The 26,358-nt window shown below is 39.8% G+C and carries 22 protein-coding genes, 1 tRNA gene and 2 pseudogenes; 23 read left to right on the top strand and 2 right to left on the bottom strand.

The window, feature by feature from the left end; translation table 11 throughout:
- The first annotated feature begins 20 nt into the window (after nt 1-20).
- From hisD to GD441_RS07545, 13 genes are all read left to right on the top strand, one after another.
- A complete protein-coding gene (gene hisD / locus GD441_RS07485; RefSeq protein ID WP_153125321.1) occupies nt 21-1,286 on the top strand; it encodes a histidinol dehydrogenase in 1,266 nt (421 codons plus the stop codon).
- Between the two features lie 79 nt (nt 1,287-1,365).
- Nucleotides 1,366-1,953, top strand: a complete 588-nt coding sequence (gene hisB, locus GD441_RS07490) for an imidazoleglycerol-phosphate dehydratase HisB (RefSeq protein ID WP_153125323.1) — start codon at nt 1,366-1,368, stop codon at nt 1,951-1,953.
- Nucleotides 1,954-2,016: 63 nt separating this feature from the next.
- Complete coding sequence (gene hisH, locus GD441_RS07495; RefSeq protein ID WP_153125325.1) at nt 2,017-2,637, top strand: imidazole glycerol phosphate synthase subunit HisH; 621 nt, start codon at nt 2,017-2,019, stop codon at nt 2,635-2,637.
- A gap of 5 nt (nt 2,638-2,642) precedes the next feature.
- The gene (gene hisA / locus GD441_RS07500) at nt 2,643-3,371 is read left to right on the top strand and encodes a 1-(5-phosphoribosyl)-5-[(5-phosphoribosylamino)methylideneamino]imidazole-4-carboxamide isomerase (RefSeq protein WP_153125327.1); all 729 of its coding nucleotides are present in this window, start codon (nt 2,643-2,645) and stop codon (nt 3,369-3,371) included.
- A 35-nt stretch (nt 3,372-3,406) separates the two neighbouring features.
- Nucleotides 3,407-4,165, top strand: a complete 759-nt coding sequence (hisF, locus tag GD441_RS07505; RefSeq protein ID WP_153125329.1) for an imidazole glycerol phosphate synthase subunit HisF — start codon at nt 3,407-3,409, stop codon at nt 4,163-4,165.
- Nucleotides 4,162-4,812: a bifunctional phosphoribosyl-AMP cyclohydrolase/phosphoribosyl-ATP diphosphatase HisIE gene (gene hisIE / locus GD441_RS07510; RefSeq protein WP_153125331.1), complete on the top strand. Its 651-nt coding sequence runs from the start codon at nt 4,162-4,164 to the stop codon at nt 4,810-4,812. Before hisF ends, hisIE begins: the two co-directional genes overlap by 4 nt.
- An 825-nt stretch (nt 4,813-5,637) precedes the next feature.
- Complete coding sequence (locus GD441_RS07515) at nt 5,638-7,137, top strand: tetratricopeptide repeat protein (protein ID WP_153125333.1); 1,500 nt, start codon at nt 5,638-5,640, stop codon at nt 7,135-7,137.
- Between the two features lie 93 nt (nt 7,138-7,230).
- Nucleotides 7,231-8,181 (top strand): thioredoxin-disulfide reductase, encoded by a 951-nt coding sequence (trxB, locus tag GD441_RS07520; RefSeq protein ID WP_153125335.1) that lies wholly within the window; start codon nt 7,231-7,233, stop codon nt 8,179-8,181.
- A gap of 444 nt (nt 8,182-8,625) precedes the next feature.
- The gene (locus tag GD441_RS07525; RefSeq protein ID WP_153125337.1) at nt 8,626-9,084 is read left to right on the top strand and encodes an NUDIX hydrolase; all 459 of its coding nucleotides are present in this window, start codon (nt 8,626-8,628) and stop codon (nt 9,082-9,084) included.
- Nucleotides 9,085-9,116: 32 nt separating this feature from the next.
- Nucleotides 9,117-10,016 carry an RNase adapter RapZ gene (gene rapZ / locus GD441_RS07530; RefSeq protein ID WP_153125339.1) on the top strand — a complete coding sequence of 300 codons (900 nt, stop codon included), beginning with the start codon at nt 9,117-9,119 and terminating at the stop codon, nt 10,014-10,016.
- Nucleotides 10,006-10,998, top strand: a complete 993-nt coding sequence (locus tag GD441_RS07535) for a gluconeogenesis factor YvcK family protein (RefSeq protein WP_153125341.1) — start codon at nt 10,006-10,008, stop codon at nt 10,996-10,998. Before rapZ ends, GD441_RS07535 begins: the two co-directional genes overlap by 11 nt.
- A 41-nt stretch (nt 10,999-11,039) precedes the next feature.
- Nucleotides 11,040-11,993, top strand: a complete 954-nt coding sequence (gene whiA, locus GD441_RS07540) for a DNA-binding protein WhiA (protein WP_153125343.1) — start codon at nt 11,040-11,042, stop codon at nt 11,991-11,993.
- Nucleotides 11,994-12,013: 20 nt separating this feature from the next.
- Nucleotides 12,014-12,271 carry an HPr family phosphocarrier protein gene (locus GD441_RS07545; RefSeq protein WP_153125344.1) on the top strand — a complete coding sequence of 86 codons (258 nt, stop codon included), beginning with the start codon at nt 12,014-12,016 and terminating at the stop codon, nt 12,269-12,271.
- Nucleotides 12,272-12,665: 394 nt separating this feature from the next.
- Here GD441_RS07545 and clpP read toward each other — a convergent pair whose 3' ends face one another.
- Complete coding sequence (clpP, locus tag GD441_RS07550) at nt 12,666-13,301, bottom strand: ATP-dependent Clp endopeptidase proteolytic subunit ClpP (RefSeq protein WP_263862432.1); 636 nt, start codon at nt 13,299-13,301, stop codon at nt 12,666-12,668.
- A gap of 230 nt (nt 13,302-13,531) precedes the next feature.
- Here clpP and GD441_RS07555 point away from each other — a divergent pair.
- The 10 genes and pseudogenes from GD441_RS07555 (at nt 13,532) to GD441_RS07600 (ending at nt 24,888) form a co-directional block, all read left to right on the top strand.
- A tRNA-Arg gene (locus GD441_RS07555) sits at nt 13,532-13,603 on the top strand.
- Between the two features lie 208 nt (nt 13,604-13,811).
- Entirely contained in the window at nt 13,812-15,128 is a 1,317-nt protein-coding gene (rpoN, locus tag GD441_RS07560) for an RNA polymerase factor sigma-54 (RefSeq protein ID WP_153125348.1), read from the top strand.
- A 98-nt stretch (nt 15,129-15,226) separates the two neighbouring features.
- Nucleotides 15,227-15,475 (top strand): glutaredoxin family protein, encoded by a 249-nt coding sequence (locus GD441_RS07565; RefSeq protein WP_153125350.1) that lies wholly within the window; start codon nt 15,227-15,229, stop codon nt 15,473-15,475.
- 130 nt (nt 15,476-15,605) lie between these two features.
- The gene (locus tag GD441_RS07570; protein WP_153125352.1) at nt 15,606-16,628 is read left to right on the top strand and encodes a sugar-binding transcriptional regulator; all 1,023 of its coding nucleotides are present in this window, start codon (nt 15,606-15,608) and stop codon (nt 16,626-16,628) included.
- A 61-nt stretch (nt 16,629-16,689) separates the two neighbouring features.
- Nucleotides 16,690-17,697, top strand: coding sequence for a type I glyceraldehyde-3-phosphate dehydrogenase (gene gap, locus GD441_RS07575; protein ID WP_153125362.1), 1,008 nt, complete (start codon nt 16,690-16,692; stop codon nt 17,695-17,697).
- A 1,047-nt stretch (nt 17,698-18,744) separates the two neighbouring features.
- Nucleotides 18,745-19,715, top strand: a pseudogene (locus tag GD441_RS07580) (group II intron reverse transcriptase/maturase).
- A gap of 280 nt (nt 19,716-19,995) precedes the next feature.
- The gene (gene pdaA / locus GD441_RS07585) at nt 19,996-20,784 is read left to right on the top strand and encodes a delta-lactam-biosynthetic de-N-acetylase (protein WP_153125364.1); all 789 of its coding nucleotides are present in this window, start codon (nt 19,996-19,998) and stop codon (nt 20,782-20,784) included.
- A 437-nt stretch (nt 20,785-21,221) separates the two neighbouring features.
- On the top strand, nt 21,222-22,106 hold the full coding sequence (locus GD441_RS07590) for a DNA-3-methyladenine glycosylase family protein (protein WP_191992125.1): 885 nt from the start codon (nt 21,222-21,224) through the stop codon (nt 22,104-22,106).
- A gap of 46 nt (nt 22,107-22,152) precedes the next feature.
- Nucleotides 22,153-23,457: pseudogene (rlmD, locus tag GD441_RS07595) on the top strand (23S rRNA (uracil(1939)-C(5))-methyltransferase RlmD); the annotation flags it as partial.
- A 231-nt stretch (nt 23,458-23,688) separates the two neighbouring features.
- Entirely contained in the window at nt 23,689-24,888 is a 1,200-nt protein-coding gene (locus tag GD441_RS07600) for a NupC/NupG family nucleoside CNT transporter (protein WP_153125368.1), read from the top strand.
- Between the two features lie 88 nt (nt 24,889-24,976).
- Here GD441_RS07600 and GD441_RS07605 read toward each other — a convergent pair whose 3' ends face one another.
- Complete coding sequence (locus GD441_RS07605) at nt 24,977-26,248, bottom strand: cation:dicarboxylate symporter family transporter (protein WP_153125369.1); 1,272 nt, start codon at nt 26,246-26,248, stop codon at nt 24,977-24,979.
- Between the last annotated feature and the right edge of the window lie 110 nt (nt 26,249-26,358).

Here is a 26,358-nt window from a genome sequence, read left to right on the forward strand (position 1 = left end):
AGCTGAAAGGGGCGCTATTTTTGAAAATCGAAAAGCTCACACCTGGACTATCTTTGAAAAGAACAGTAGATGGTGGTACGGAAGAGCAGAGAAAAATCGTGCAGGACATCATCCAGTCGGTAAAACAACAGGGTGATCAAGCTCTTTATGATTTGACGAAAAGATTCGATGGGGTTGAACTAGATGATTTGAAGGTCACAGTGGAAGAGCTGCAACTAGCTGAAGATCGATTGGGAGAAGAATATATAGCCATAATGAAAGAGGCTGCAGAAAATATTAAAGTCTTCCATGAAAAGCAAGTTCGTAATTCCTGGATTCATACAGATCGGGACGGATCGATGCTAGGGCAAAAAATTACCCCGCTTGATTCGGTAGGTGTTTATGTACCAGGCGGAACGGCAGCTTACCCTTCTTCTGTGTTAATGAATGTCATTCCAGCAAAGGTTGCAGGAGTTGAGAGAATTGTAATGGTTTCGCCACCGGGCAAGGATGGGAAGCTGTCCGAAGCTGTGTTGGCTGCTGCAAATATAGCAGGGGTAAGCGAAATTTATAAGGTTGGAGGCGCCCAAGCAGTAGCTGCATTGGCATACGGAACCGAAACGATCGAAAAGGTCGATAAAATTGTTGGTCCGGGGAATATTTATGTAGCCTTGGCTAAAAGAGAAGTGTTCGGAGATGTAGATATTGATATGATCGCTGGACCAAGTGAAATTGCTGTACTGGCGGATGATACGGCCATTGCGGAGGAGGTGGCAGCCGATATGCTGTCACAAGCGGAGCACGATCCTCGAGCATGCAGTATTTTAGTTACAACCTCTAAACGATTAGCAGAAGCGGTATCAACATGTATTTGGGTTCAAGCAGAAGAACTGCCTCGAAAAGAGGTAGTTAAAGCTTCTTTGGAGAATTACGGACGCATAGTGTTAGCTGACAGCCTGGAGGAAGCTGTAGAGGCCATTAATAGGATTGCACCAGAGCATTTGGAGATTATGACGGAGGATCCGGTGTCGTTGTTAGGAAAAATTCGTCATGCAGGTGCTATATTTTTAGGACGTTACAGCTCAGAGCCTATCGGAGATTATTTTGCAGGACCGAATCATGTATTGCCTACCAACGGTACTGCAAGATTTTCAAGTCCTTTAAATGTAGAGGATTTCCAGAAAAAATCTAGCATTATTCAATATAGTAAGGAAGCCTTTGAAAAAAATAGAGAAAAAATAGCTGCATTTGCAAGACTTGAAGGATTAGAAGCGCATGCAAGGGCCATTGAAGCAAGAAAATGGTAATCATAAGGAATCAGACGTATTTTAAAACGCCAGCTTGGCGTAGCTTGCTGGAGTCTGTTCTGGTGGGAGGTATAAATAGATGGATCGGATAGCACAAATCGTTCGAAAGACAAACGAAACGGATATTAAGCTGATGCTTGAGATAGATGGAGAAGGCCAATCAGACTTAGAAACGGGTGTGCCTTTTTTATCGCATATGCTTGATTTATTCACAAAGCATGGACATTTTAATTTGAAGGTTGATGCGAAAGGCGATATTGAGATCGATGATCATCACACGACAGAGGATATCGGAATTTGTCTCGGGCAGGCGCTGGTCAAAGCACTAGGAGATAAAAAAGGGATTAAGAGATATGGAAATGCATTTGTTCCGATGGATGAAGCACTTGCTCAAGTCGTGGTTGATCTAAGCAACCGTCCACATCTTGAGCTGAGAGCAGAATTCCCTTCTCAAAAGGTAGGATCTTTTGATACAGAGCTCGTTCATGAGTTTCTTTGGAAACTGGCGCTTGAAGCAAGAATGAACCTGCATGTAATCGTTCACTATGGACACAACACACATCACATGATCGAAGCCATCTTTAAAGCGTTAGGCCGGGCATTGGATGAAGCAACATCCATTGATCCGAGAGTAAAAGGAATTCCTTCTACAAAGGGTATGCTATAAGCTGCCACGTATGGCCGATCGTTAGATACAAAAGGAAATCTTATTCAAGAAAGGATGTCATCCATGATTGGCATTGTAGATTACGGGATGGGAAATTTGTTTAGCGTCAGTAAAGCGCTGGAAAGGTTAGGTGTGGATGCTTTTATTTCTGAGAATCCAGACGAATTAGGACATGCAAAAGGATTGATCCTTCCTGGGGTAGGCTCTTTCAGGGATGCTATGACACTATTAAGAGAAAAAAAGCTCGATGTCTTTTTGAAGGAATATGTGGAGACTGGTAAGCCTTTATTGGGGATTTGTTTAGGCATGCAGCTGCTATTTGACGAAAGCGAGGAGAATGGTCTTACTCAAGGTCTTTCCTTCCTCTCCGGCAGAGTGATTCGGTTTCTAGGAATAACTGAATCAGGAGAAACATATAAAGTACCACATATGGGCTGGAATCGCTTATCCTATAAAACTCAAAATCCTATTTTACAGAATGTAGAAGAGAACCATGTCTATTTCGTACATTCGTATTATGTAACCAGCGAGGATCAAGAGGTGATATTGGCAACAGCAGAGTATGATGTGGAGGTTCCCGCTATCGTAGGCAGGAATAACGTGTATGGCATGCAGTTTCACCCGGAAAAAAGCGGAGAGACAGGGATGAGGCTGTTACAAAATTTTTTAAAGCTAGTGGGGTGATAACGATGCCAAACGAATTCATAATTTATCCTGCCATTGATATGAGAGGCGGTAGGTGCGTTCGGTTAATTCAAGGAGATTATAATCAGGAGACCGTTTATGGAGATTCTCCTTTTGATATGGCGAAAAGCTTTGCCGACCAAGGTGCCACCTGGATTCATATGGTCGACCTTGATGGTGCGAAAGAAGGTAAACGAATCAATGATCAGTTTGTCATAAAGGCGGCACAACAGCTCAATGCACGCATCCAAATCGGCGGAGGGATTAGAACGGAAGAAGATGTTGTACATTATTTAGAAAATGGTGTTTCCCGTGTGATTTTAGGCAGTGTAGCCGTAAATCAGCCGGATTTTACAAAAGATATGCTAAAAAAATATGGGGATAAAATTGCAATAGGCTTAGATGCAAAAGATGGTATGGTAGCAACAGAAGGTTGGCTGCAAACATCCTCTTTGTCCGCTATTGAACTTGGGAAAAAATTTGCTGATTATGGTGCGGAGACGTTTATTTTTACCGATATTTCAACGGATGGGATGCTGTCTGGTCCAAACATTGAGGCAACAGAAAAGCTTGCTTTGGAAACAGGTAAGCGTATCATTGCTTCAGGAGGAGTAAGCAGTCTATCTGATTTACAGCAATTAAAGCAGAAGGCATCCTCCGGCATAGCGGGAGCGATCGTTGGTAAAGCCATTTACACAAAACGTTTTACGGTGAAAGAAGCGCTAGAAGTCTAATATACTTAAAAAATGCTCGTAAGAGGGTGAAACCGTTGATAACAAAAAGAATCATTCCTTGTCTAGATGTAAAGGAAGGAAGAGTTGTAAAAGGAGTTCAGTTTGTGGAGCTTCGGGATGCCGGCGATCCAGTCGAGCTGGCCGCGTTTTATGACCGTGAAGGAGCGGACGAACTTGTTTTTCTTGACATTTCAGCCTCTCATGAAGGAAGAAAAACGATGATTGAAGTGGTTCAGGAAGTGGCTTCAACTCTAGCCATTCCTTTTACGGTAGGTGGAGGAATTAATACCCTTGAAGATATGAAGCAAATTCTTCGGGCTGGGGCAGATAAAGTGTCTTTGAACACAGCAGCCGTTCTAAACCCAGATCTCATCACTGAGGGTGCCAGCTATTTTGGCTCTCAATGTATCGTCGTTGCGATTGACGCGAAGTATGATCCGGATCTTCAATCATGGAGAGTATACACGCATGGAGGAAGAAGACCGACGGAGCGTGAAGTCATTTCGTGGGCACAAGAAGCGGTTGAGCATGGAGCCGGTGAAATATTACTCACGAGCATGGATTGTGATGGAGAAAAAAGCGGTTTTGATGTGGATCTGACGAAAGCTGTTAGTGAAGCGGTAACGGTTCCTGTTATTGCTTCTGGGGGTGCAGGAAGCGCAGAGCATTTTAAAGAGGCTTTTTTGAAAGGAAAAGCAGACGCAGCATTGGCGGCCTCTATTTTTCATTATAAGGAAACATCAGTTAAAGAAGTGAAGCAGTATTTAAAAAGAGAGGGTGTGAATGTCCGATGAATGATTCTTTATTGAAATTTGATGAAAAAGGGCTTATTCCAGCTGTTGTTCAGGATGCTCGTACGAAAGAAGTTCTAACATTAGCCTATATGAATGAAGAATCACTAAAGCGTTCTGTTGAAACAGGTGAAACCTGGTTTTTCAGCCGCTCGCGCAAAGAGCTTTGGCATAAGGGAGCGACAAGCGGACACACACAGAAAATCACAAGTATCAAATACGATTGTGACGGGGACGCCTTGGTTGTTGAGGTGCTTCCAAACGGACCTGCTTGCCACAATGGTACAGAGAGCTGCTTTACGGAAAAATTGTTTACAAATGAAAATCTTGTGTTAGAGCAGACGACTGATGAAAAGAGCACGGATTTTTTACTTCTACTAGAAAAGCTAATAAAGGAACGGGAAGAAACAAAACCAGAAGGCTCCTACACGACGTATCTTTTCGAAAAAGGAGTCGATAAAATTCTAAAAAAAATCGGAGAAGAAGCGTCTGAAGTAATCATCGCAGCCAAAAACAGGGATCGCGACGAATTAAAATGGGAAGCAGCCGACTTGATCTTCCATTTGCTCGTATTGCTACAAGAGCAAAAACTACCTCTTGCCGATGTGATGAAGGTTTTGAAAAAAAGACATGCTGAAAGAAGTAAATAAGGGCAGAATCTATAGACATGGTAAAGAAGTTTAAGTAGTTTAGTTTTAAGGTAGAAAAAATATATTTACACCATCATTTATCGTCCAATTCGAATATGAATTGGGCTCTTTATTTTTATTGATAAATCAACGTTTTATAAGAAAAGACATATTAAATATAATAGTTGATGGATAATAAGGGTATTTGGTCTCTGTCAATATAAATGATAAATTCAATGTTCTCATTCGTACTATCATAGGAGATTTTCTGCTGGTTCTATCTGAATAGTCCAATCATTCGGACAACCACTGGTAATTTTCTGCTTGGACTGTCCGAATAGCCCAATCATTCGGACAACCATAGGTGATTTCCTGCTTGGACTGTCCGAATAGCCCAATCATTCGGACAACCATAGGTGATTTTCTGCTTAGACTGTCCGAATAGCCCAATCATTCGGACAACCATAGGTGATTTCCTGCTTGGACTGTCCGAATAGCCCAATCATTCGGACAACCATAGGTGATTTCCTGCTTGGACTGTCCGAATAGCCCAATCTTCGGACAACCCCAGAAGATTTTCTGTATGTCCAGTCCGAATAGTCCTCTTGTTCTATTAACCAGACTATATCTAAAAGAGGCTGAGTCAAAAGGGCATTGACCAACACTTTGGTTGAGCTTCTCTTTTAAATACTCCCACAATTATCGCACAATCCCGCTAAGTAACCGAACAATCTCCATTTCCCAATATAAATGTCCATGTTAACAACAACTCATTTCACAGCTTTCCGCGTTTCCTAATTTTGTGGTATAATACGATGGTTAACCAACTTTTTTGTGGAGGATTACATGGGTAAAGACTCTAAATTGAGCCAATCGGCAAAAATTGTTACGTTTCATCCTACGGGTGAATATTATTTTACAAAAGGATTAAAAGCGTATCACCGACGCGATTTATATAAAGCAAAAAAATATTTGGAACGTGCTTTGGAGTTAGAGCCTTATGAGCCGATGATTACATGCCAGCTGGCGATTGTCTGCACGGATCTTGGGGAATATCAATACTCCAATCATTTGCTGCAAACCATTATTGAAGATTTGGATCCGTATATGACCGAATGTCACTATTTTTTAGCAAATAACTATGCGCATCTTGGTATGTTTAAAGAGGCCTATAGGCATGCAAATGAATATTTGGATCGGGACGAGGATGGAGAGTTCAGTGCAGACGCGGAAGACCTGTTAGATCTTATTACATTCGAAACCGATGAAATCGGCGAGAGTTTACTAGAGCAGGATGGTTTGATTTTTCAGCAAGAAAAAGCACGTGAGTACCTAGAATCAGGGAATTTTCCGAAAGCAATCGAAATATTAAAGCAAACGATAGAAGAGTATCCTGATTTTTGGTCTGCCTACAACAATCTTGCGCTTGCTCATTTCTATCTGGGTAACCATGAAGATGCTTATAAAACACTTGAGGAAGTTCTTGAGAAAAATCCAGGAAACCTTCATGCTTTGTGTAATTTGCTAGTATTTAACTACTATGAACAAAATCATGAGAAGGTTGAAGAAATGGCAAGCAAGCTTGAAAAGGTACGGCCGATCATGCAAGAACAGCAGTTTAAGCTTGGGGCTACCTTTGCTCTAATTGGGAAATATGATTTTGCTTATCAATGGCTGAAGCAATTATATAAAAAAGGCTTTGAAGGTGATGCTACGTATTATTATTGGCTAGCAACCTCTGCTTATCAGCTTGGATTTGAACAAACAGCCCGTCGAGCTTGGAAGCGGGTAATCGAATTAAGTCCTGAAAAAGAAGGCCTGGAACCTTGGGGAGACTTAAATGTTGCAGTGAATGGGTTTGAGTATCATCTCCCTTCTATTATTAAACGATTAGAAAGCGAATATACAGAAGAAAGGCTTTTTGGCCTGTTTTTGACGAAGCATTCTTATCAGAAGGAAAAAATCATAGATCATCCGGCATATGCAAAAGCTTCTTTTACCGAATATGAAAAGAATTATAAGAAGGTTATCCAGTATGATGGAGTATTAACGACGCCATCTTCCATTTATTATTTGGATACTATATCAGAATTATTGTATAAACGTTACAACCCGATCGGCATGATTGAATCAGGATTATTCTTGATGTGGTTTTCCGTTTATGTAGAAGCAATGAACGCTTCTATTCAGATGACAAATGCATCTGCTTGGGCTGCGGCAGTAGAGTATCTTTGGCATAAACTTCGAAACGAAAAGAAAAGTCAGAAGGAATTAGCAGATGTCTATGAGATTTCTACTTCAACCCTTCAAAAATATATAAAAATTGTGAACGGACTACTACAATGAGCATATTCTTGGACTGAAAAAACGTTGTTATATAGGATAGTAGTTAGGAAATACTAACTATATTGGTTTTAAACTGTTTAAGGAGTGAACAACGTGTCAGAAGAAAAAATTTATGATGTGATCATAATTGGAGCTGGTCCGGCGGGTATGACTGCTGCTGTTTATACATCTCGTGCCAACCTTTCTACATTAATGCTTGAGCGTGGGGTTCCAGGTGGACAAATGGCGAATACAGAGGAAGTTGAAAACTATCCTGGTTTTGACCATATTTTAGGACCTGAACTTTCTACTAAAATGTTTGAACACGCGAAAAAATTTGGAGCGGAATACGCATACGGCGACGTAAAAGAAATCATCGACGGTGAAGAGTATAAGGTCGTTAAGGCCGGCTCAAAAGAATATAAAGCACGTTCCGTAATCATAGCGGCAGGTGCAGAATACAAGAAACTAGGCGTTCCAGGTGAAAAAGAGCTTGGTGGTCGCGGTGTATCTTATTGTGCTGTGTGTGACGGGGCATTCTTTAAAAATAAAGAGCTCGTCGTTGTTGGAGGCGGAGACTCTGCCGTTGAAGAAGGCGTTTATTTAACTCGTTTTGCTTCTAAGGTGACCATCGTTCACAGAAGAGATGAGCTGCGTGCCCAAAAGATTTTGCAACAGCGTGCATTCGATAACGAGAAGATTGATTTTATTTGGAATCATACTGTTAAGCAAATAAATGAGAAAGATGGCAAGGTGGGCAGCGTAACGCTTGTATCCACTCAAACAGGTGAAGAAAGAGAATTCAAGACAGATGGTGTGTTTATTTACATCGGAATGGTTCCTTTAACAAAGCCTTTCGAGTCATTAGGGATTACAAATGAAAACGGCTATATTGAAACAAATGAACGCATGGAAACACGAGTGGCAGGTATTTTTGCAGCAGGTGATATTCGTGAAAAATCACTTCGTCAAATTGTTACAGCAACAGGTGACGGAAGCATTGCAGCTCAAAATGCCCAACATTATGTTGAAGAGTTAAAAGAGCGCTTAAAAGCTAAAGCTTAATTCAATTTTCGATAGAAAAATTTAACAAAGCGTAATGGTGTTTTAATTCTGTTGTAACACCGCTGCAACAATGATGGAGTATCATTGGAATAGAAATTGACCCCCTTTTATTATAAATCCTTTGAAAGACATAGGTATATGTAGCCTGTGTCTCTTTTTTTGTTTGGTACATCATTTAAGCAAAGCTATGCGTAAAGGTATTCTTCATTGTAGGTGTTTTTTAAAAATAGTATAATGAAATGAATGCGATTTCTCAGTTCATATCTTATTCATGGAGATCGTAATAGTACAGGGCTAAATTAGTTCGATTAAAATAGGATTTAGTAAGCAGATAAGCCAAATGAAAATTATTTCAAACAACAACAATTTATGAGAAAAGAGTCTTCTAAATAAATTAAAGTAATATGGTTAAGGCGCTTTACGCATTTCAAAGAGGTGAGTGGATTGCAGCGAGTTACAAATTGTGTGTTAGTAAAAAACGATGAAGTGTTGCTTTTAAAGAAGCCTCGACGTGGATGGTGGGTGGCGCCAGGAGGAAAAATGGAGCCGGGAGAATCCGTAAGAGATGCTTGTATTCGTGAATTTCGTGAAGAGACAGGCATTTATTTGAAAAATCCTCAAATCAAAGGGATCTTTACTTTTATTATGAAGGAAGGAGATCAAGTTCTTTCAGAGTGGATGATGTTCACTTTTCTTGCAACGGAGTCTGATGGAGTAAATGTGAATGCATCGGAGGAAGGAGAGCTTTCGTGGCATCCATTTTCTGAAATAAAAAACTTGCCTATGGCTGAGGGTGATTATCATATACTGGAATATATGATTCACGGTAAAGGTATTATTTACGGAACTTTCACCTATACACCTGATTTTAGGCTTTTATCCTATCGATTGGATCCAAATTAATAGAACCATACATTTGAAGTGGGGGTTATGAAATGAGTACTGGATCTACAAGCGATACAAAGCTTGTCATTATTACTGGAATGTCAGGAGCTGGTAAAACGGTTGCTGTTCAAAGCTTTGAGGATTTAGGTTATTTCTGCGTAGACAATTTGCCTCCAACATTGCTGCCAAAGTTCTTGGAATTGATGAAGGAATCTGGAAATAAAATGAATAAAGTTGCTTTAGTTATGGATTTGAGAGGGCGGGATTTTTTTGACCATTTATTTAAAGCGCTTGACGATTTGGCAGAAACATCTTGGATGACACCGCAAATTTTATTTTTGGATGCCGATGATTCAACCTTAGTCAGACGATACAAAGAAACACGTAGAACACATCCGCTTGCTCCTTCTGGTTTGCCATTAGACGGTATTAAAATGGAAAGAAAGCTACTTGAAGAGTTAAAAGGTCGCGCGCAAATGATTTATAATACATCAGAAATGAAACCAAGAGAACTACGAGAAAAAATTCTAACGGAATTCTCTTCGGATAAACAGCCAGTTTTTACAGTAAATGTGGTGTCCTTTGGTTTTAAGCATGGGTTACCGATTGACGCTGACCTTGTATTTGATGTGCGTTTTTTGCCGAACCCTCATTATATTGAGCATATGAGACCGAAAACAGGACTTGATCAAGATGTATCAAGCTATGTATTGAAATGGAATGAAACACAAAAGTTTCTTGAAAAAGTCACGGAGCTTTTAAGCTTCATGCTTCCTCATTACAAGAGGGAAGGTAAGGCGCAATTGGTCATCGCAATTGGCTGTACTGGCGGTCAGCATCGTTCGGTAGCATTAGCGGAATTTCTTGGGAATCATTTTAAAAACGATTACCATACACAAGTAACGCATCGAGATATTGAAAAGAGAAAGGAAAAAGACAATGACAAATAAACCCCAACAGCCCAAAATTGTAATTATTGGCGGGGGAACAGGGCTGCCGGTATTGCTACGCGGCTTAAAGCAATTCCCTGTCGATATTACTGCAATTGTGACGGTTGCGGATGATGGGGGAAGTTCGGGAAGATTGAGGGACGAATTGGACATTCCTCCTCCAGGCGATGTCCGTAATGTTCTAGCAGCCTTATCAGATGTAGAGCCTCTTATTGAGCAAATGTTCCAGCATAGATTTGCCAAAACCAAAGAGCTATCCGGTCACTCTTTAGGGAATTTAATTTTGGCAGCTATGACATCTATTACGGGGGATTTTGTTCACGCCATCCAAGAAATGAGCAAGGTGTTAAACGTAAGAGGAAAAGTTCTACCAGCTGCCAATCAAAGCGTCGTCCTTCATGCGGAGCTGGAGGATGGTACGTTTATATCCGGAGAGTCTCGCATTCCTTACTCAGGAAAAAAAATAAAAAGAGTTTTTCTCACTCCTAAGGACATCAAGCCGCTTTCTGAAACCATTGATGCTATAAGGGATGCTGATCTCATTGTAATCGGTCCAGGTAGTTTATACACAAGTATATTGCCAAACCTTCTTGTACCGGCTGTTGGTCAAGAGGTTTGTCGAGCGAAAGCGAAGAAAGTATATATCTGCAATCTTATGACCCAAGCTGGTGAAACCTTGGACTATACTGCGAGCGACCATGTTAAAGCCATTTATGACCATATGAAATGTCCTTTTTTAGATAAAATATTAGTCAATAATGAGGACATTCCATCCCATATTAAGTTACGATATAAAGAGGAATATGCCCAGCCTGTTCATTTTGATATTGAAACATTGAAAGAAATGGGGTTGGATGTCATTCAAGAGCCAATCATTAGCTATGAGGGAGCTTTTATCCGCCACGATACAAATAAGGTTGCGTCGATTTTATACGAAATCTTACTGAATGAAACCGAAACGAAAATTTATCGTAAAAATTAAGGAAAGTTTGGATTGGGTCCATCCTATATGGAGGTGAGAGTGTGTCTTTTGCTTCGGAAACAAAAAAAGAATTAACAACATTGGAAATAAAGGATTGCTGTACGAAGGCTGAGCTTTCAGCATTAATTCGGATGAACGGTTCTTTGTCGTTTTCAAATAGGAAGATGGTCATCGACATTCAAACAGAAAATGCGGCGATAGCAAGACGCATTTACACCTTGCTTAAGAAAAGCTATGAAGTACAAGTCGAGTTATTAGTCCGAAAAAAAATGAAGCTGAAAAAAAACAACATTTATATTGTACGACTGTCGGAAAAAGTTCAAGAAATATTGATGGATTTGAAAATACTCGGAGATGGCATGACCATCATTTATCATATAGCAGACGAGCTTATCTCCAAAAAATGCTGCAGACGATCCTACCTTCGCGGTGCTTTTTTAGCAGGAGGATCGATTAACAATCCGGAGACCTCGTCGTATCATTTTGAAATTTTTTCTCTGTATAAGGAGCATAATGATGCCCTTTGCAGTCTCATGAATACTTTTGAATTAAAAGCAAAAACTTTAGAAAGAAAAAAGGGTTTTATTACCTATTTGAAGGAAGCCGAAAAAATTGCTGAATTTTTAAGAATTGTCGGCGCTCATAATGCCCTTCTACGGTTTGAGGATGTTAGAATTGTAAGGGACATGAGAAATTCTGTCAATCGTCTCGTCAACTGTGAGACTGCGAATTTGAACAAAACAATTGGGGCATCATTAAGACAGGTTGAAAACATTCGATATATTGAGCAAACTGTCGGCTTAGGCATATTACCAGATAAACTAAGAGAAATTGCCGAATTGCGAGTAGCTTACCAGGATGTAACGTTAAAAGAATTAGGTGAAATGGTCGGAAGTGGAAAAGTCAGTAAATCTGGCATCAACCACCGATTGAGAAAAATCGATGAAATTGCAGAAAAGCTCAGAGCGGGGGATTTCATCCATACAACTAAATAAAGAACAGGGGAGTATGATATATGGTTGAGAAACAGATAGAAGTACGCTTGAAAACAGGCTTGCAAGCAAGACCAGCAGCTCTTTTTGTCCAAGAGGCAAACCGTTTTTCTTCTGATGTATTTTTAGAAAAGGACGGAAAGAAGGTTAACGCAAAAAGCATTATGGGTCTTATGAGTTTAGCTCTAGGAACAGGTTCAAGTGTGATTCTTAGTGCAGAAGGAAAAGATGAGCAGGAAGCTCTTAATGCTCTGGCAGCTTTTATTGAACAGGATATGTAATGGTATGTAAGGGCCGGCACCTAAAAAGGATACCGGCCTATTTTGTCTTTATTTACAAGATAGTATTAATATCTAACATCAAACCTCCGAGCATTACGTTTTCAAATTCAAGCCATTCTGCCAGTCATTCACCACGTAGTTTAAATAATTCAACTCATTCTGTTAATAAATCACCCCGTAGTCTAAATAAATCACCCGGTAGTCTAAATAATTCATCCCGTTCTTTAAATAATTCAACCCATTATCCAAATAATTCAACCCATTCCGCAATGAATTCAACCCATTCTTCAACCGTCCACAAAAATAGTAAGTTGCATGTTTATCATGAGATCATTCTTTAAGAATCATCGTTCAACAAAAAAGTGACCCCGAATTTGAGGTCACTTTCTATTTTTTATTTCTTCTTATCATCCAATGCGTTACGGGTGATGACTTGGTCGATTAAGCCGTATTCTAATGCTTTCTCAGCTGTCATGAAGTTATCACGCTCTGTATCGCGCTCAATCACTTCAATTGGCTGACCGGTACGTTCTGATAAAATTTTGTTTAATTTATCGCGTAGGAATAGGATGCGGCGTGCAGCGATTTCGATTTCAGTCGCTTGACCTTGAGCGCCTCCAAGTGGTTGGTGAATCATTACTTCACTGTTAGGAAGAGCAAAGCGTTTTCCTTTTTCACCAGCTGCAAGTAAGAAGGCACCCATGGAAGCTGCCATTCCAATGCAGACTGTTGAAACTTTCGGCTTGATGTATTGCATGGTGTCATAAATCGCCATACCAGCAGTAATGCTGCCACCAGGAGAATTGATATAAAGAGTAATATCTTTCTCAGGATTTTCAGCTTCTAAGAATAAAAGCTGTGCAACGATAGAGTTTGCTACGTTATCATCGATCGCACTGCCAAGCATTATGATACGGTCTTTAAGAAGACGGGAATAAATATCATATGCACGTTCCCCACGATTTGTTTGTTCAATAACTGTAGGAATTAAATTCATGCTTTTTTCCTCCTTAAAAGAAGATAATAATATGCATTTCTAATATGGAAATACTTATGTACTGTAATGATACACTTTTTGGTCAATATAGGTCAAACTAAAAGACTTTGTCTTTTTGCAAAATTGTTCGACACATTTCTGACTTATAGTAAAGTTTTACTGTACTCATGTTACCCAAACTAGTAGCTTTTAAACCTTGCAAAGGTTCAAAAACTGCACTATAATTAACTCCGGAACTCTTATTTGGTTCTATATGATTATATGCCCTCGTGGTGCAACGGATAGCACGCAAGATTCCGGTTCTTGAAATGTGGGTTCGATTCCTGCCGAGGGCGTCCGAAAACCTTTCGCTTTCGCGGAAGGTTTTTTTTTGAAAATTGCCCACTGGACTTTTCCTTAAATCAACGGACAAACTTTTAAGTCCAAAACAACAATCTATGCGAAAAGAGCCTTTATTTAAGAAAAATAGAAAGCGTTTACATGATATTTCCAAACAAAATGTCGATCATTTTCACATATAATGAAGGGAAGGAGGGAATCATTATGGATTTTAAAGCCGGGTTAATACAACAGCAATCATTAAAGCTTACCATGACTCAGGAGCTTAGTCAGGCTATTGCACTTTTGCAATATTCCAGCCAAGAGCTTGTCTCTTTTTTAGAGAGCAAAGCGCTGGAAAATCCTTTAATATCCATTGATACACCTCAAAATGTAGACTATTCAAAGAAAAAAAAGGGCGTGAACGTAGAAAAGGATGCGAAGTATTGGATTGAGCAAATTGGGGAATATCGAGGGCCTTCATTAGAAGAGCATATTCTTTCTCAGGTGCCTGCTGATTCCCCTAAATCCCTGTATCTACTCATAAAACGGCTCGTACAATATTTTGACGAGAATGGGTATTTAAGATATACGACCGAGGACCTTGCTGAGATGCTGTCTGTTTCAATGGATGAGATTCAAAAAGCGGTACATTTGATTCAATCATTTGATCCTGCTGGAGTAGGAGCGGAAAATCTACAGGAGTGCCTCTATTTGCAGGCTGTAAGAGATCAGAAAACGCCAAAGTATACAAACGAAATATTAACGACCCATTTCATTCTATTTGCGGAAAAGAAGTGGAAGGATCTTTCCAAAGAGCTGTCCTGCAGCTTAAAGGATATCCAAGCAGTATTTGATTATGTCCAAGGCTTAAATCCGCGGCCTGGTGCAGCTTTTCATGTTGAGAAGCCTACTTACATTGTTCCGGACGTCATCGTGGAATGGAAGGATGGGCAGTTTATGGTGAATACGGCTGCTGGAAGCGACTTGAAATTATCTTTAAATGACAGTTATTATTCAAAAATGAAAGAAACAAATGATCCGAGCGTTTCTAAATTTTTGCATGATAAATGGAACGAGTACCAATGGATTGCCAAAGGTATACAGCAGAGAAAAGAAACCATTTTGCGCGTGATGACAAAAATCATAGAAAAACAGCCTGAGAGCATGGTTAAAGGTCTGTCTTATTTAAAGCCTATGACGATGAAGGAGATTGCGGAGGAGCTAGAAATTCATGAATCTACGGTAAGCCGGGCAGTAAAGGATAAATATGTACTAGCCCCTTTTGGTACCATTGAAATGCGGGCTTTCTTCACCGCAAATTTGCAATCAACAGAGCAAGAGGATGTTTCTTCTTTGGCAGCCAAAAAGGAAATAGAAGTTTTAATTAAGAATGAAAACAAAAAGAAACCATTATCAGATCAAGAAATATCCGATCTTTTAAAAAAAGAAAAAGGAATCATTGTATCCCGCAGGACTGTAGCGAAGTATCGTGACCAGCTATCAATTCCTTCTTCTTCAAAACGGAAAAGATACGACTAACTTGTGTGATCTGGATTCGATTCATTACGCCAACGATTTTCGTAATGACCAAGAGTAACCATAGCAAAAATATATTAAGTAAGATGGGAAGAAAACGAATGCAAGACAAAATCATTTTGTATACAAGAGAAAAATGCCCGCTGTGTGATGAGGCTAAAGAAGAGATGGCAAAATTAAGAGATTTAGGATATGAAATTGAGGAAATGGATATTTATCAGGATGATGAACTGATTGAAAGGTTTGGCTTAATGATCCCTGTCGTTGAATATAATGGTGAAATTCTACAATATGGACAGGTTGATGCCTATACAGTCAAAAGACTTTTACAAAACTGCCATACTTTCTAGGTTGAAAAAACGAGGAATCCCTGCTACTATTAGCTTGTAACAGGGATGAATTTTTTTGGGTCTAGTGGGACAAAATATGTCTCACAGGGACATAAAACGTCCAGTGAAAAATGGTAAGGGAGAGCACCCCATGCGCACATTAGTGGACATTCAAAAAAAATTATTGCCTGATCTGCTCTCTGTTATGCAAAAGAGATATCATATTTTGCGTTACATACAATTCATGCAACCGGTTGGCAGACGAAGTTTATCATTGAGCTTAAATCTCACTGAGCGAGTTATACGTAGCGAGGTAGAATTTCTAAAGCAACAAAATTTGATAGAGATTCATACAACTGGAATGAAGCTGTCTGAAGAAGGCTCTGTAGTCTTGGAGAGTTTAGACAGTATTATGAGAGAGGTTATGGGTATAGACACCTTAGAGAGACAATTAAGACAGAAGCTAAAAGTAAAAGAAGTTATTATAGTTTCTGGAAATAGTGATGAATCTCCTTGGGTCAAAAATGAGTTGGGAAAAGCTTGCGCTATTAGAATGAAAAGTGACCTTTCCGGGAAACATATAATCGCTGTGACTGGTGGCTCCACAATAGCTGCTGTAGCTGATATGCTTTCCTTTAAGCCTGATGGTAAGGAACTTTTATTTGTTCCCGCCAGAGGAGGACTTGGCGAGACCGTTCAAAATCAAGCCAATACTATTGTAGCGACAATGGCGGAAAAACTAAATGCTCAATATAAGCTTTTGTATGTACCTGATCAGGTCAGCAATGAATCGTATCAGTCATTTATTAACGAACCGTCTATAAGGGAAGTCCTTTCGCTTATTAAATCTTCCGATATTGTGCTTCACGGAATTGGAGAAGCGTTTGCAATGGCTAAACGCAGGAATTCCCCGGATGAAATCATGAAAAAATTGATGGAAGGGAATGCTGTAGGAGAGGCTTTTGGATATTACTTTGATGAAAACGGAGAAATCGTTCATAAAGTCCAAACTGTAGGCATTCAAATGGAAGATTTGCAAAATGTAGAGCATATCTATGCAGTAGCTGGTGGAAGCTCTAAAGCAAAAGCAATTTCCTCTTATATGAAAAGTGCCCCTTCTAATACGGTTTTAATTACTGACGAAGCGGCAGCTAATGAGATATTAAAGGGTTAATCCCTTTTATATATAATATAAAATTTACTTGCATTTCCGAATTTAAAGGAGGAGTTTTATAATGGCAGTAAAAGTTGGTATTAATGGATTTGGACGTATCGGACGTAACGTATTCCGTGCAGCTCTTAAAAACCCTAATGTTGAAATCGTTGCGATCAATGACTTAACAGACGCTAACATGCTAGCGCATCTTTTACAATATGACTCCGTACATGGAACATTAGAAGAAAAAGTAACAGTTGATGGCGACTATTTAGTTGTTGCTGGACACAAGATTAAAGTACTTGCAGAACGCGATCCTGCTCAACTTGGCTGGGGAGATCTTGGCGTTGAAGTAGTTGTTGAATCTACTGGACGTTTCACAAAGCGTGAAGATGCTGCTAAGCACTTGGAAGCTGGCGCTAAAAAGGTTATTATTTCTGCACCTGCAACGAACGAAGATATCACAATTGTAATGGGTGTAAACGAAGATAAATACGATCCAGCAAACCACCATGTCATTTCAAACGCATCTTGTACTACAAACTGTTTAGCACCATTTGCTAAAGTTTTACATGAAAAGTTTGGTATCAAGCGTGGAATGATGACAACTGTTCACTCTTATACAAATGACCAACAAATTCTTGACCTACCGCACAAGGACTACCGTCGTGCTCGTGCTGCTGCTGAAAGCATCATTCCTACTACTACTGGTGCAGCAAAAGCAGTTGCTCTTGTATTGCCAGAATTAAAAGGAAAATTAAATGGTATGGCTATGCGTGTACCAACTCCAAACGTTTCTGTAGTAGACCTTGTTGCTGAGCTTGAAAAAGAAGTAACAGTTGAAGAAGTAAACGCAGCATTAAAAGCAGCTGCAGAAGGCGAATTAAAAGGAATTCTTGAGTACAACGAGCTTCCTTTAGTATCTCGCGATTACAATGGTAATACTCATTCTTCTTCTATCGATGCTCTTTCTACAATGGTTATGGAAGGTAACATGGTTAAGATCCTTTCTTGGTACGATAACGAAACTGGATACTCTAACCGTGTAGTGGACCTTGTAGACTACATCGCGAAAAAAGGATTTTAATTTTTTCATAAAAAGTCAATGAATCGTCAATCCTATATTTGTTAGAACCTATTGGATAAGATGGCGAGAAAAGACTATAATGGAAAAGGGATCAAGGGGAGAGGGGAAGATTCCCCTCCCCCTTTTTTGTGTGCGCCCGGCATGGGTGTAATCTATAGGGTGAGAGTCCCGAACTGCGAAGGCAGAAGTAGCAGTTAGCTTAACGCAAGGGTGTCCGCGGTGACGCGGAATCTGAAGGAAGCGAGCGGCAAACTTCCGGTCTGAGGAACACGAACTTCATATGAGGCTAGGTATCNAAAGCCCTTTCTGCCAAAGGTGATACAGAGTAAATGAAGCAGATGGATGGAAGGAAAGATTACACTCTTACCCGGGGAGGTCTGGCTGGCACGCCAAGTAATCTTGGTAACCTATCTAGTGATAGATAGCTGAACAGTCAGAAGTCAGCAGAAGTCATAGTACTCTTTCAAACTCGAGATGGAAGAGGAAGGACTGAACAATTAAGGAGAACGAATTGCTAGGCGTTCATCTACTGTGTTGAAGCAGACAATCCGATAGGACTTACTTGAAGGAGGAAGTGGTGAATCCCACGGGGGACTTCAAGAGGGTGGAGCAGAAGATGGCACAAATAGAAGAATTCGTTCACGTGGAGAGGATATCTAATGTTGATGGAACTGATTTTGTCACGGGATAATCTCCTNCAAAGGTGATACAGAGTAAATGAAGCAGATGGATGGAAGGAAAGATTACACTCTTACCCGGGGAGGTCTGGCTGGCACGCCAAGTAATCTTGGTAACCTATCTAGTGATAGATAGCTGAACAGTCAGAAGTCAGCAGAAGTCATAGTACTCTTTCAAGCTCGAGATGGAAGAGGAAGGACTGAACAATTAAGGAGAACGAATTGCTAGGCGTTCATCTTCTGTGTTGAAGCAGACAATCCGATAGGACTTACTTGAAGGAGGAAGTGGTGAATCCCACGGGGGACTTCAAGAGGGTGGAGCAGAAGATGGCACAAATAGAAGAATTCGTTCACGTGGAGAGGATATCTAATGTTGATGGAACTGATTTTGTCACGGGATAATCTCCTAGCGGCATTAAAACGAGTCGAACAGAATAAAGGAAGTCACGGAGTAGACGGCATGTCCGTAAAAGACCTACGAAGACACCTCTACGAAAATTGGGACTCCATTCGACAGTCGTTGAGAGAAGGAACCTACAAGCCCTTACCCGTCCGTCGAGTCGAAATCCCGAAACCGAACGGAGGAGTAAGGCTTCTAGGGATCCCTACCGTGACCGATCGTTTCATCCAACAAGCGATTGCCCAAGTGTTGACGAAAATCTTTGATCCGACCTTCTCGGACCATAGCTATGGTTTTCGCCCAGGTAGAAGGGGACATGATGCGGTTAGGGAAGCAAAGGGTTATATCAAAGAAGGATATCGTTGGGTAGTCGATATAGACCTAGAGAAATTCTTTGACAAGGTGAATCACGACAAACTGATGGGGATCTTGGCGAAAACGATCAAAGATCGAATTCTACTGAAGTTAATCCGTCGGTATCTTCAATCAGGCGTGATGATCAATGGAGTAGTAATGGAAACGGACATGGGAACGCCTCAAGGCGGCCCGCTTTGAAAGATAAGATTCGTGAAACTACATCAAGGTCGAAACCGTATCCAATGGAGAAAAGGATTGAGAAACTGAACAAGTATTTAATGGGATGGTGCGGATACTTTGCCTTGGCAGAAACACCAAGTAAGTTCAAAGAATTTGATGAATGGATTAGACGAAGGCTTCGGATGTGTTTATGGAAAGAATGGAAAACCCCGAAAACAAGAGTTCGGAAACTCAAAGGATTAGGTGTTCCAAGCCATAAAGCATTCGAATGGGGCAATACACGGAAGGGAAATTGGCGGATTGCCTGCAGTCCCATTTTACATAAAACCCTCGACAACTCCTATTGGAGTCACCAAGGGTTAAGAAGTCTAACCGAAAGGTATCAGACTCTACGTCATACTTAATTGAACCGCCGTATACCGAACGGTACGTACGGTGGTGTGAGAGGTCGGGGGTTAGTCACCCCCTCCTACTCGATGTTGGGCGGGTTCTGCGTTTCTAAAAAAGTGTAAAAAGTTACGATTGGCGGGATTATTCCTGAAGCCCTCGGGATTATTCTGAAAACTGGCGGGAATTTTTTACATATTATCAGTTGGAATCATTCTGTATCTTATATTTTTGCATAGTTTTCACCTCATTTGAAAAAATAGGAGAAAGGATTGATTATGTAAAGGAGGGTGTTTGTTGAAAAAGATTGTGTTTTCCGTTGCTTTGTTAGTATGGGCTGTTTTTTCTTATCATGCCTATTCTTATATTCCAAACACACCATATCATTGGGGATTCAATAAAGGAAAAAATGGGATGCCGGCCGATGCAGGTGCAAAATACGAAGAAATACTTGAAAAGTATGATGCCGTTTATAAAGGGGATCCAAATAAAAAGCACATTTATCTTACTTTTGATAATGGCTACGAAAATGGGTACACAGCACAAATTTTGGATGTGTTAAAAAAACATAAAGTACCCGCTGCATTTTTCATAACCGGACATTATTTACGCACCGCACCTAAACTAGCTAAGAGAATGGCAGATGAAGGGCATATTATCGGCAATCATTCCTGGCATCACCCTGACATGACTCAAATCACAAATGATCGGTTATTTAAAGAATTAGAAATGGTAGAGGAAAAAACAAAAGAAATAACAGAGCTGGAAAGCATGCAATATTTACGTCCGCCTAGAGGTATTTTTAGCGAAAGAACTTTGGTTGCTGCCAAGGAAGCGGGCTATGTGCATGTATTTTGGTCAGTTGCTTTCAAAGATTGGAACATCGAGCAGCCAAAGGGTCCGGAATATGCGTATCAACAGGTGATGAATCAAATTCACCCGGGAGCAATTCTTTTGCTTCACACGATTTCGAAGGATAATGCAGATGCTTTAGAACGAATCGTAGTCGACTTGAAAAAGCAAGGCTATATTTTTAAAAGCCTGGATGATTTGTATATGGAAAGAGAAACAAAAAAAATCCCATAACCTGACCTTTATGATGTCTTATTAAAGAGACTGTTCCAAACAAAGTTTTCGGGCTTCGTATCATGCTGTGTAACAGATATACGGGGTTTCAGCGTTTGTTGAAACAGTCTCTTTCTGTTAAGGTTTTTAAAAAACAAGCCGGGCGGGCACCTTCATTTAAGCGATCAAATCGATGAATTAAGCGAAAACCTTTGTGATTTAAGCGAAACCTTTCGTGATTTAAGCGAAACCCCATTCGATTTAAGCAAATTCAAATACTAGTTAATGAGTCAACACGAAAACATTGTGTGGCGATGAATAATAAGGTTTTAGAAATAGCAATCCTCTTTTATATTTCAAAAACATAACCCTAAAATAACCCTGTTCACAAAACGATGTTTCATTCTTAAAAACATGCTATAATACGGAAAATACGCCGTGCATGGAGGAAAAACATGTTGTGGAATGAAACGTTTTCTGTGAAAGGGCCTTACAATTTTGACCTTGTGTTAGATCGACTTTCCTTAGATCCTTTACAAGCTATAGATCTTGAAAATAGATGGGTTAAAGTGCCTCTCATGATTGATTCTTCACCGGAAGTGGTAACGGTTCAAGCGATCGGAACGACAGATGAGCCTGCCTTTAAGATTACAAATGGAAATCAGGCTGCCAAAGAAAAAATCATTGCGCGCTTGAAAGAAATTTTTCAGTGGCATTTACCATTAGAGCAGGTTCATGAGCATTTCCGCGATACTAAGCTGAATGCTATTTTTGAAGAGCATCGTGGAACGCCTCTTATACTCGATTTTGACTATTTCAGCTGCTTGGCAAAATGTATTATCCATCAGCAGCTAAATCTATCCTTTGCTTATACATTGACAGCTCGGTTTGTTCAAACATTCGGCTTTCAGAAGGATGGTGCATGGTTTTATCCGATACCAGAAAAGGTAGCGGAACTAACAGTTGCCGATTTAAGAGAGCTTCAGTTCAGCGCCCGAAAAGCAGAGTATGTGATCGGGCTGGCGACAGAAATCGTAGAAGGCAGACTAAACCTTGAACAGTTAAAAGAGAAAAAAGATGAAGAGGTAATTGCTGAATTAACGAGAATTAGAGGCATCGGAAATTGGACGGCCGAGAATTTTTTACTGTTCGGCTTAGGTAGGCCGAATCTTTTTCCAAAAGCCGATATTGGTATCCAAAATGCTTTGAAAGCATTGTATCAATTAGAAAACAAACCTTCTATTGAAGAAATGGAGCTTTTTAGCAAGGATTGGAAGCCTTATTTAAGTTATGCTTCCCTTTATTTATGGAGAAGTATTGAAAAACGGAGTGTAAAGCAATGAAGAAATACGACAACAAGAAAATGGCAAAACAAGAAATGACTCTGCAATTAGGTCAAACGTTTCCTCTTACAATCAAGAGGCTAGGCATAAACGGAGAGGGTGTTGGCTATTTTAAAAGAGGTGTTGTGTTTGTGCCTGGTGCATTACCAGGTGAAGAAATTGTGGCTGAGGCGACAAAGGTTCATCCGAAGTTTGCCGAAGCAAAAATTAAAAAGATTCGAAAGAAATCACCTCACAGAGTTGCACCTCCTTGTCCTGTGTACGATCAATGCGGGGGCTGTCAATTGCAGCATTTATCGTATGAAGGACAGTTAATGGAGAAAAGGGATATCGTCAAACAAGCCTTTGAACGATACGTGAGCAAGCATGTGGATGAAATTGAAATTCGCAACACAATCGGCATGGACGATCCTTGGTATTACCGCAACAAAAGCCAATTTCAAGTCGGTGTCAGAAATGGGAAAGTGATCGCAGGATTATATGGATTAAACTCTCATCATCTTATTGATATCCCGGTTTGTATCGTACAGCACCCGGAATGCAACAAAGTCACAGATACGGTCAAAAGGATACTTCAAGACTTGAATATTCCGATGTCCGTGTTGGATTTCAAACGGGTGAAGTACAGCTTGTCATCGTAACGGCTACGAAGGACTTACCGAAAAAAGAGCTGCTCTTAGATCGAATTAAAGAGCAATTACCGCAAGTAAAATCAATCGTACAAAATATTAACGACAAAGACACGTCTTTAATATTTGGGGAAAAATCGATCCATTTATCCGGAGAAAATGTCATTAAAGAGACGTTAGGCGATCTCGCATATGAGTTATCGGCTCGAACCTTCTTCCAATTAAATCCGATTCAAACTGTAAAATTATATAATGAGGCGAAAAAAGCAGCAAAGCTAACAGGAAAAGAAAACGTTGTGGATGCGTATTGTGGAGTTGGAACCATTGGACTTTGGCTATCTGATCAGGCAAAGGAAGTAAGAGGCATGGATGTAATTAAGGAATCCATTCTAGACGCCAGAAAAAATGCTGAACGTCATGGAAAGACAAACGTCCATTATGAAACTGGAAAAGCAGAAGAGATCCTACCGAAATGGATCAAGCAAGGCTGGAAGCCAGATGTTTTAGTGGTCGACCCTCCAAGAAGCGGCTGCGACGATAAACTTCTTGCCACCATCTTAAAAACCAAGCCTAAAACCGTAGTCTATGTATCCTGTAATCCATCCACCCTTGCAAAGGATTATCAACAGCTTAGTAAGCTATATAAGATCGAGTACATCCAGCCGGTTGATATGTTTCCACAGACCTCGCATGTGGAGTGTGTGGTGCGATTACATTTGAAATAGAAAAAGCTCATCCTCATCCTAATTCTATTAGGGTGAGTTTTTTTTATGTGACGGGTATTCGCCCTTGAGACTAGCTTTTTGTCAAGAACATCCGTTAGCCAAACTTCAGAGAACAACAAACACCAGTTAGGATTCAAATAATATTAAGATTGAAAATGGATAATATTAGGTTCGTATGTAAAAACTTAAAAAGCAATGGGTTATTTTAAGTTTTGAGGAGGAATTTAGTTGTCTTTGATTATTAACATCACTGGGATTATTGTTGTAATTGTTATTGCCTATTTATGTTCAAGAAATCGTAAGAGCATAGACTTAAGGTCTATCCTGTTTATGTTGGTTTTACAATTGATTATAACGTGGTTTATGTTATCCACTAAAATTGGTGATAGAATTATCCAGGTAGTAGCAGATTTTTTCTTATGGCTGATTGATTGTTCGATGACTGGGATAAACTTCGTATTTGGAGATCTTGCTCCTCTTGATGGAGTTGCTCCTTTTTTCATAAGTGTGTTAATGCCAATTATATTCATCGTTGCATTCTTTGATATTTTGACATATTTCGGTATTCTTCCAGCATTGATAAATTCTATTGGTTTTGTGCTTTCAAAACTGACTCGAACTCCTCGTTTTGAGAGCTTCTTTGCAACACAGGTTATGTTTTTAGGGAATAATGAAGTTTTAGCGATCACAAGAAAACAGCTTAATGAAATGGATAATAAACGATTGTTAACGGCGTGTATGTTAGGGATGTCTTGTGTAAGTGTTGGTGTTCTTGGCGGATACATGCAGCTTATTGATCCGAAATATGTTTTGATTGCGATCCCGTTAAATGCTGTTGGTGCATTAATCATCACTTCCATAATGAACCCATACAAGGTAACGAAAGAAGAAGACATTGTTTATAATCCAGCTAAAGAAGAAAAGAAAAGAAACTTCTTTGATATGTTAACCGAAAGCATGCTTACTGGAGGGAAAATGGCGTTAATCATCGCAGCCATGCTGATGGGATTTACTGCATTAATAACAGCTATAAATGGTATTTTGGGATTAGTTCATGACAATCTATCCTTAGAAAATATCTTTGCTGTGATCTTTTACCCTTTTACCTACTTAATGGGCGTTACACCATCGAAAATATTTACGATATCCCAATTCATGGGTCAGAAATTAGCTACGAATGAATTTATTGCAATGGGAAATTTACATCCAATTTTACCTAAATTAGATCGCCACACAGAGGCGGTTATATCAACCTTCCTAGTTTCCTTCTGTAACTTTTCTACCGTTGGGATTATTTTGGGAAGTGTTAAGTCGTTATTTAACGAGGAAAAAACATTGTTAATCGCAAAAAATACATGGAGATTACTTGTTTCGGGTCTCCTAGTTTCCTTCTTAACAGGAATGATTACAGGACTGTTTGTATGGTAAAGAATAACATCCTAGTTGCGGTATATGCATTAACGAAGGCAAGGGAACACCCCTTGCCTTTCAGTTTTGTTCATATAAAAAGAATTTGTTAATCAACAGCTACATTCAATTCTGTGTCATCTACATTCGATTCGCCATTAGGTTGGAATTGACCTTCCCACTTGGAAATGACTACTGCTCCGAGGGAGTTTCCTACTACGTTTACAACCGTTCTTGCCATATCAAGGATTCGGTCAATTCCTGCAATAAATGCAAGTCCTTCAACCGGAATTCCTACAGTACCAAGTGTAGCTAGCAATACGACAAAAGAAACTCCTGGAACACCGGCAATTCCTTTTGAAGTAACCATCAGGACGAGCAATAATGATAATTGTTGAGAGAGAGATAAGTCAATGCCATACATTTGGGCAATGAATATGGCAGCTAGTGCTTGATATAAAGTAGAACCATCTAGGTTAAATGAATAGCCCGTTGGGATAACAAAAGATGTGATGGATTTCGGACAGCCGAACTTCTCCATCTTTTCCATGATCTTAGGTAAAACCGTTTCAGAGCTGGCGGTTGAATAGGCGAGAACCAGTTCGTCCTTTAATAACCGCAGCAAAGAAAAAATATTTACTCCAACGAGTTTAGCCACTCCGCCTAAAATGACAACAATGAAGAATGCCATAGATAGATAAACCGTGATGACAAGCTTTCCTAATGGTATAAGTGATTCAAGCCCAAACTTTGAAACTGTTACACCAATTAGGGCAAAAACTCCGAATGGAGCAAATTTCATAATTTGATTCGTAACGTTAAACATAGCTTCCGCTGTTCCTTGGAAAAATGCGAGAACCGGTTTTCCTTTCTCACCGACCGCTGTAACACCCAATCCAAACAGAACAGAGAAGAAGATGATGGCAAGCATATCGCCTTTTACGAAAGCTTCGAAGATGTTCTTAGGAACAATGTTCACAAACGTTTCTGCAAAACCATGGCTTTTCACTTCTTCTGCAGTATCTACATAGCTATTAATATCTACTTTATCCAGAGATTGCATATCTACTCCGGCACCAGGTTGGAAAATGTTTGCTACCAATAGTCCAACTATAATGGCGATCGTCGTGATGATTTCAAAATAGATAATCGTCTTACCACCAAGCTTTCCAAGCTTTTTTGTATCGCCCACACTAGCAATTCCAACGATGATGCTGGAAATAACAATAGGTATCACAATCATTTTTATGAGCCTTAAAAAGATATCCCCAATCGGCTGTAAATAAGTGCTTACTTCTGGATTACCGTAAAAAATGGCCCCGATTATAATACCAAGGACAAGACCAATTAATATTTGCCAAGCTAATCCAATTTTTTTCATATATTACCTCCCATAATCTTGATGTATATATATAAATAATAATTATTAGTTTGTGTCTATATCAAAAAATGATACAACGAAAGTGTAGTATGAGACAATTATTAAGACTT

It is taken from the genome of Peribacillus tepidiphilus (genome assembly GCF_009466385.1).
GTDB lineage: Bacteria > Bacillota > Bacilli > Bacillales > DSM-1321 > Bacillus_BN > Bacillus_BN tepidiphilus.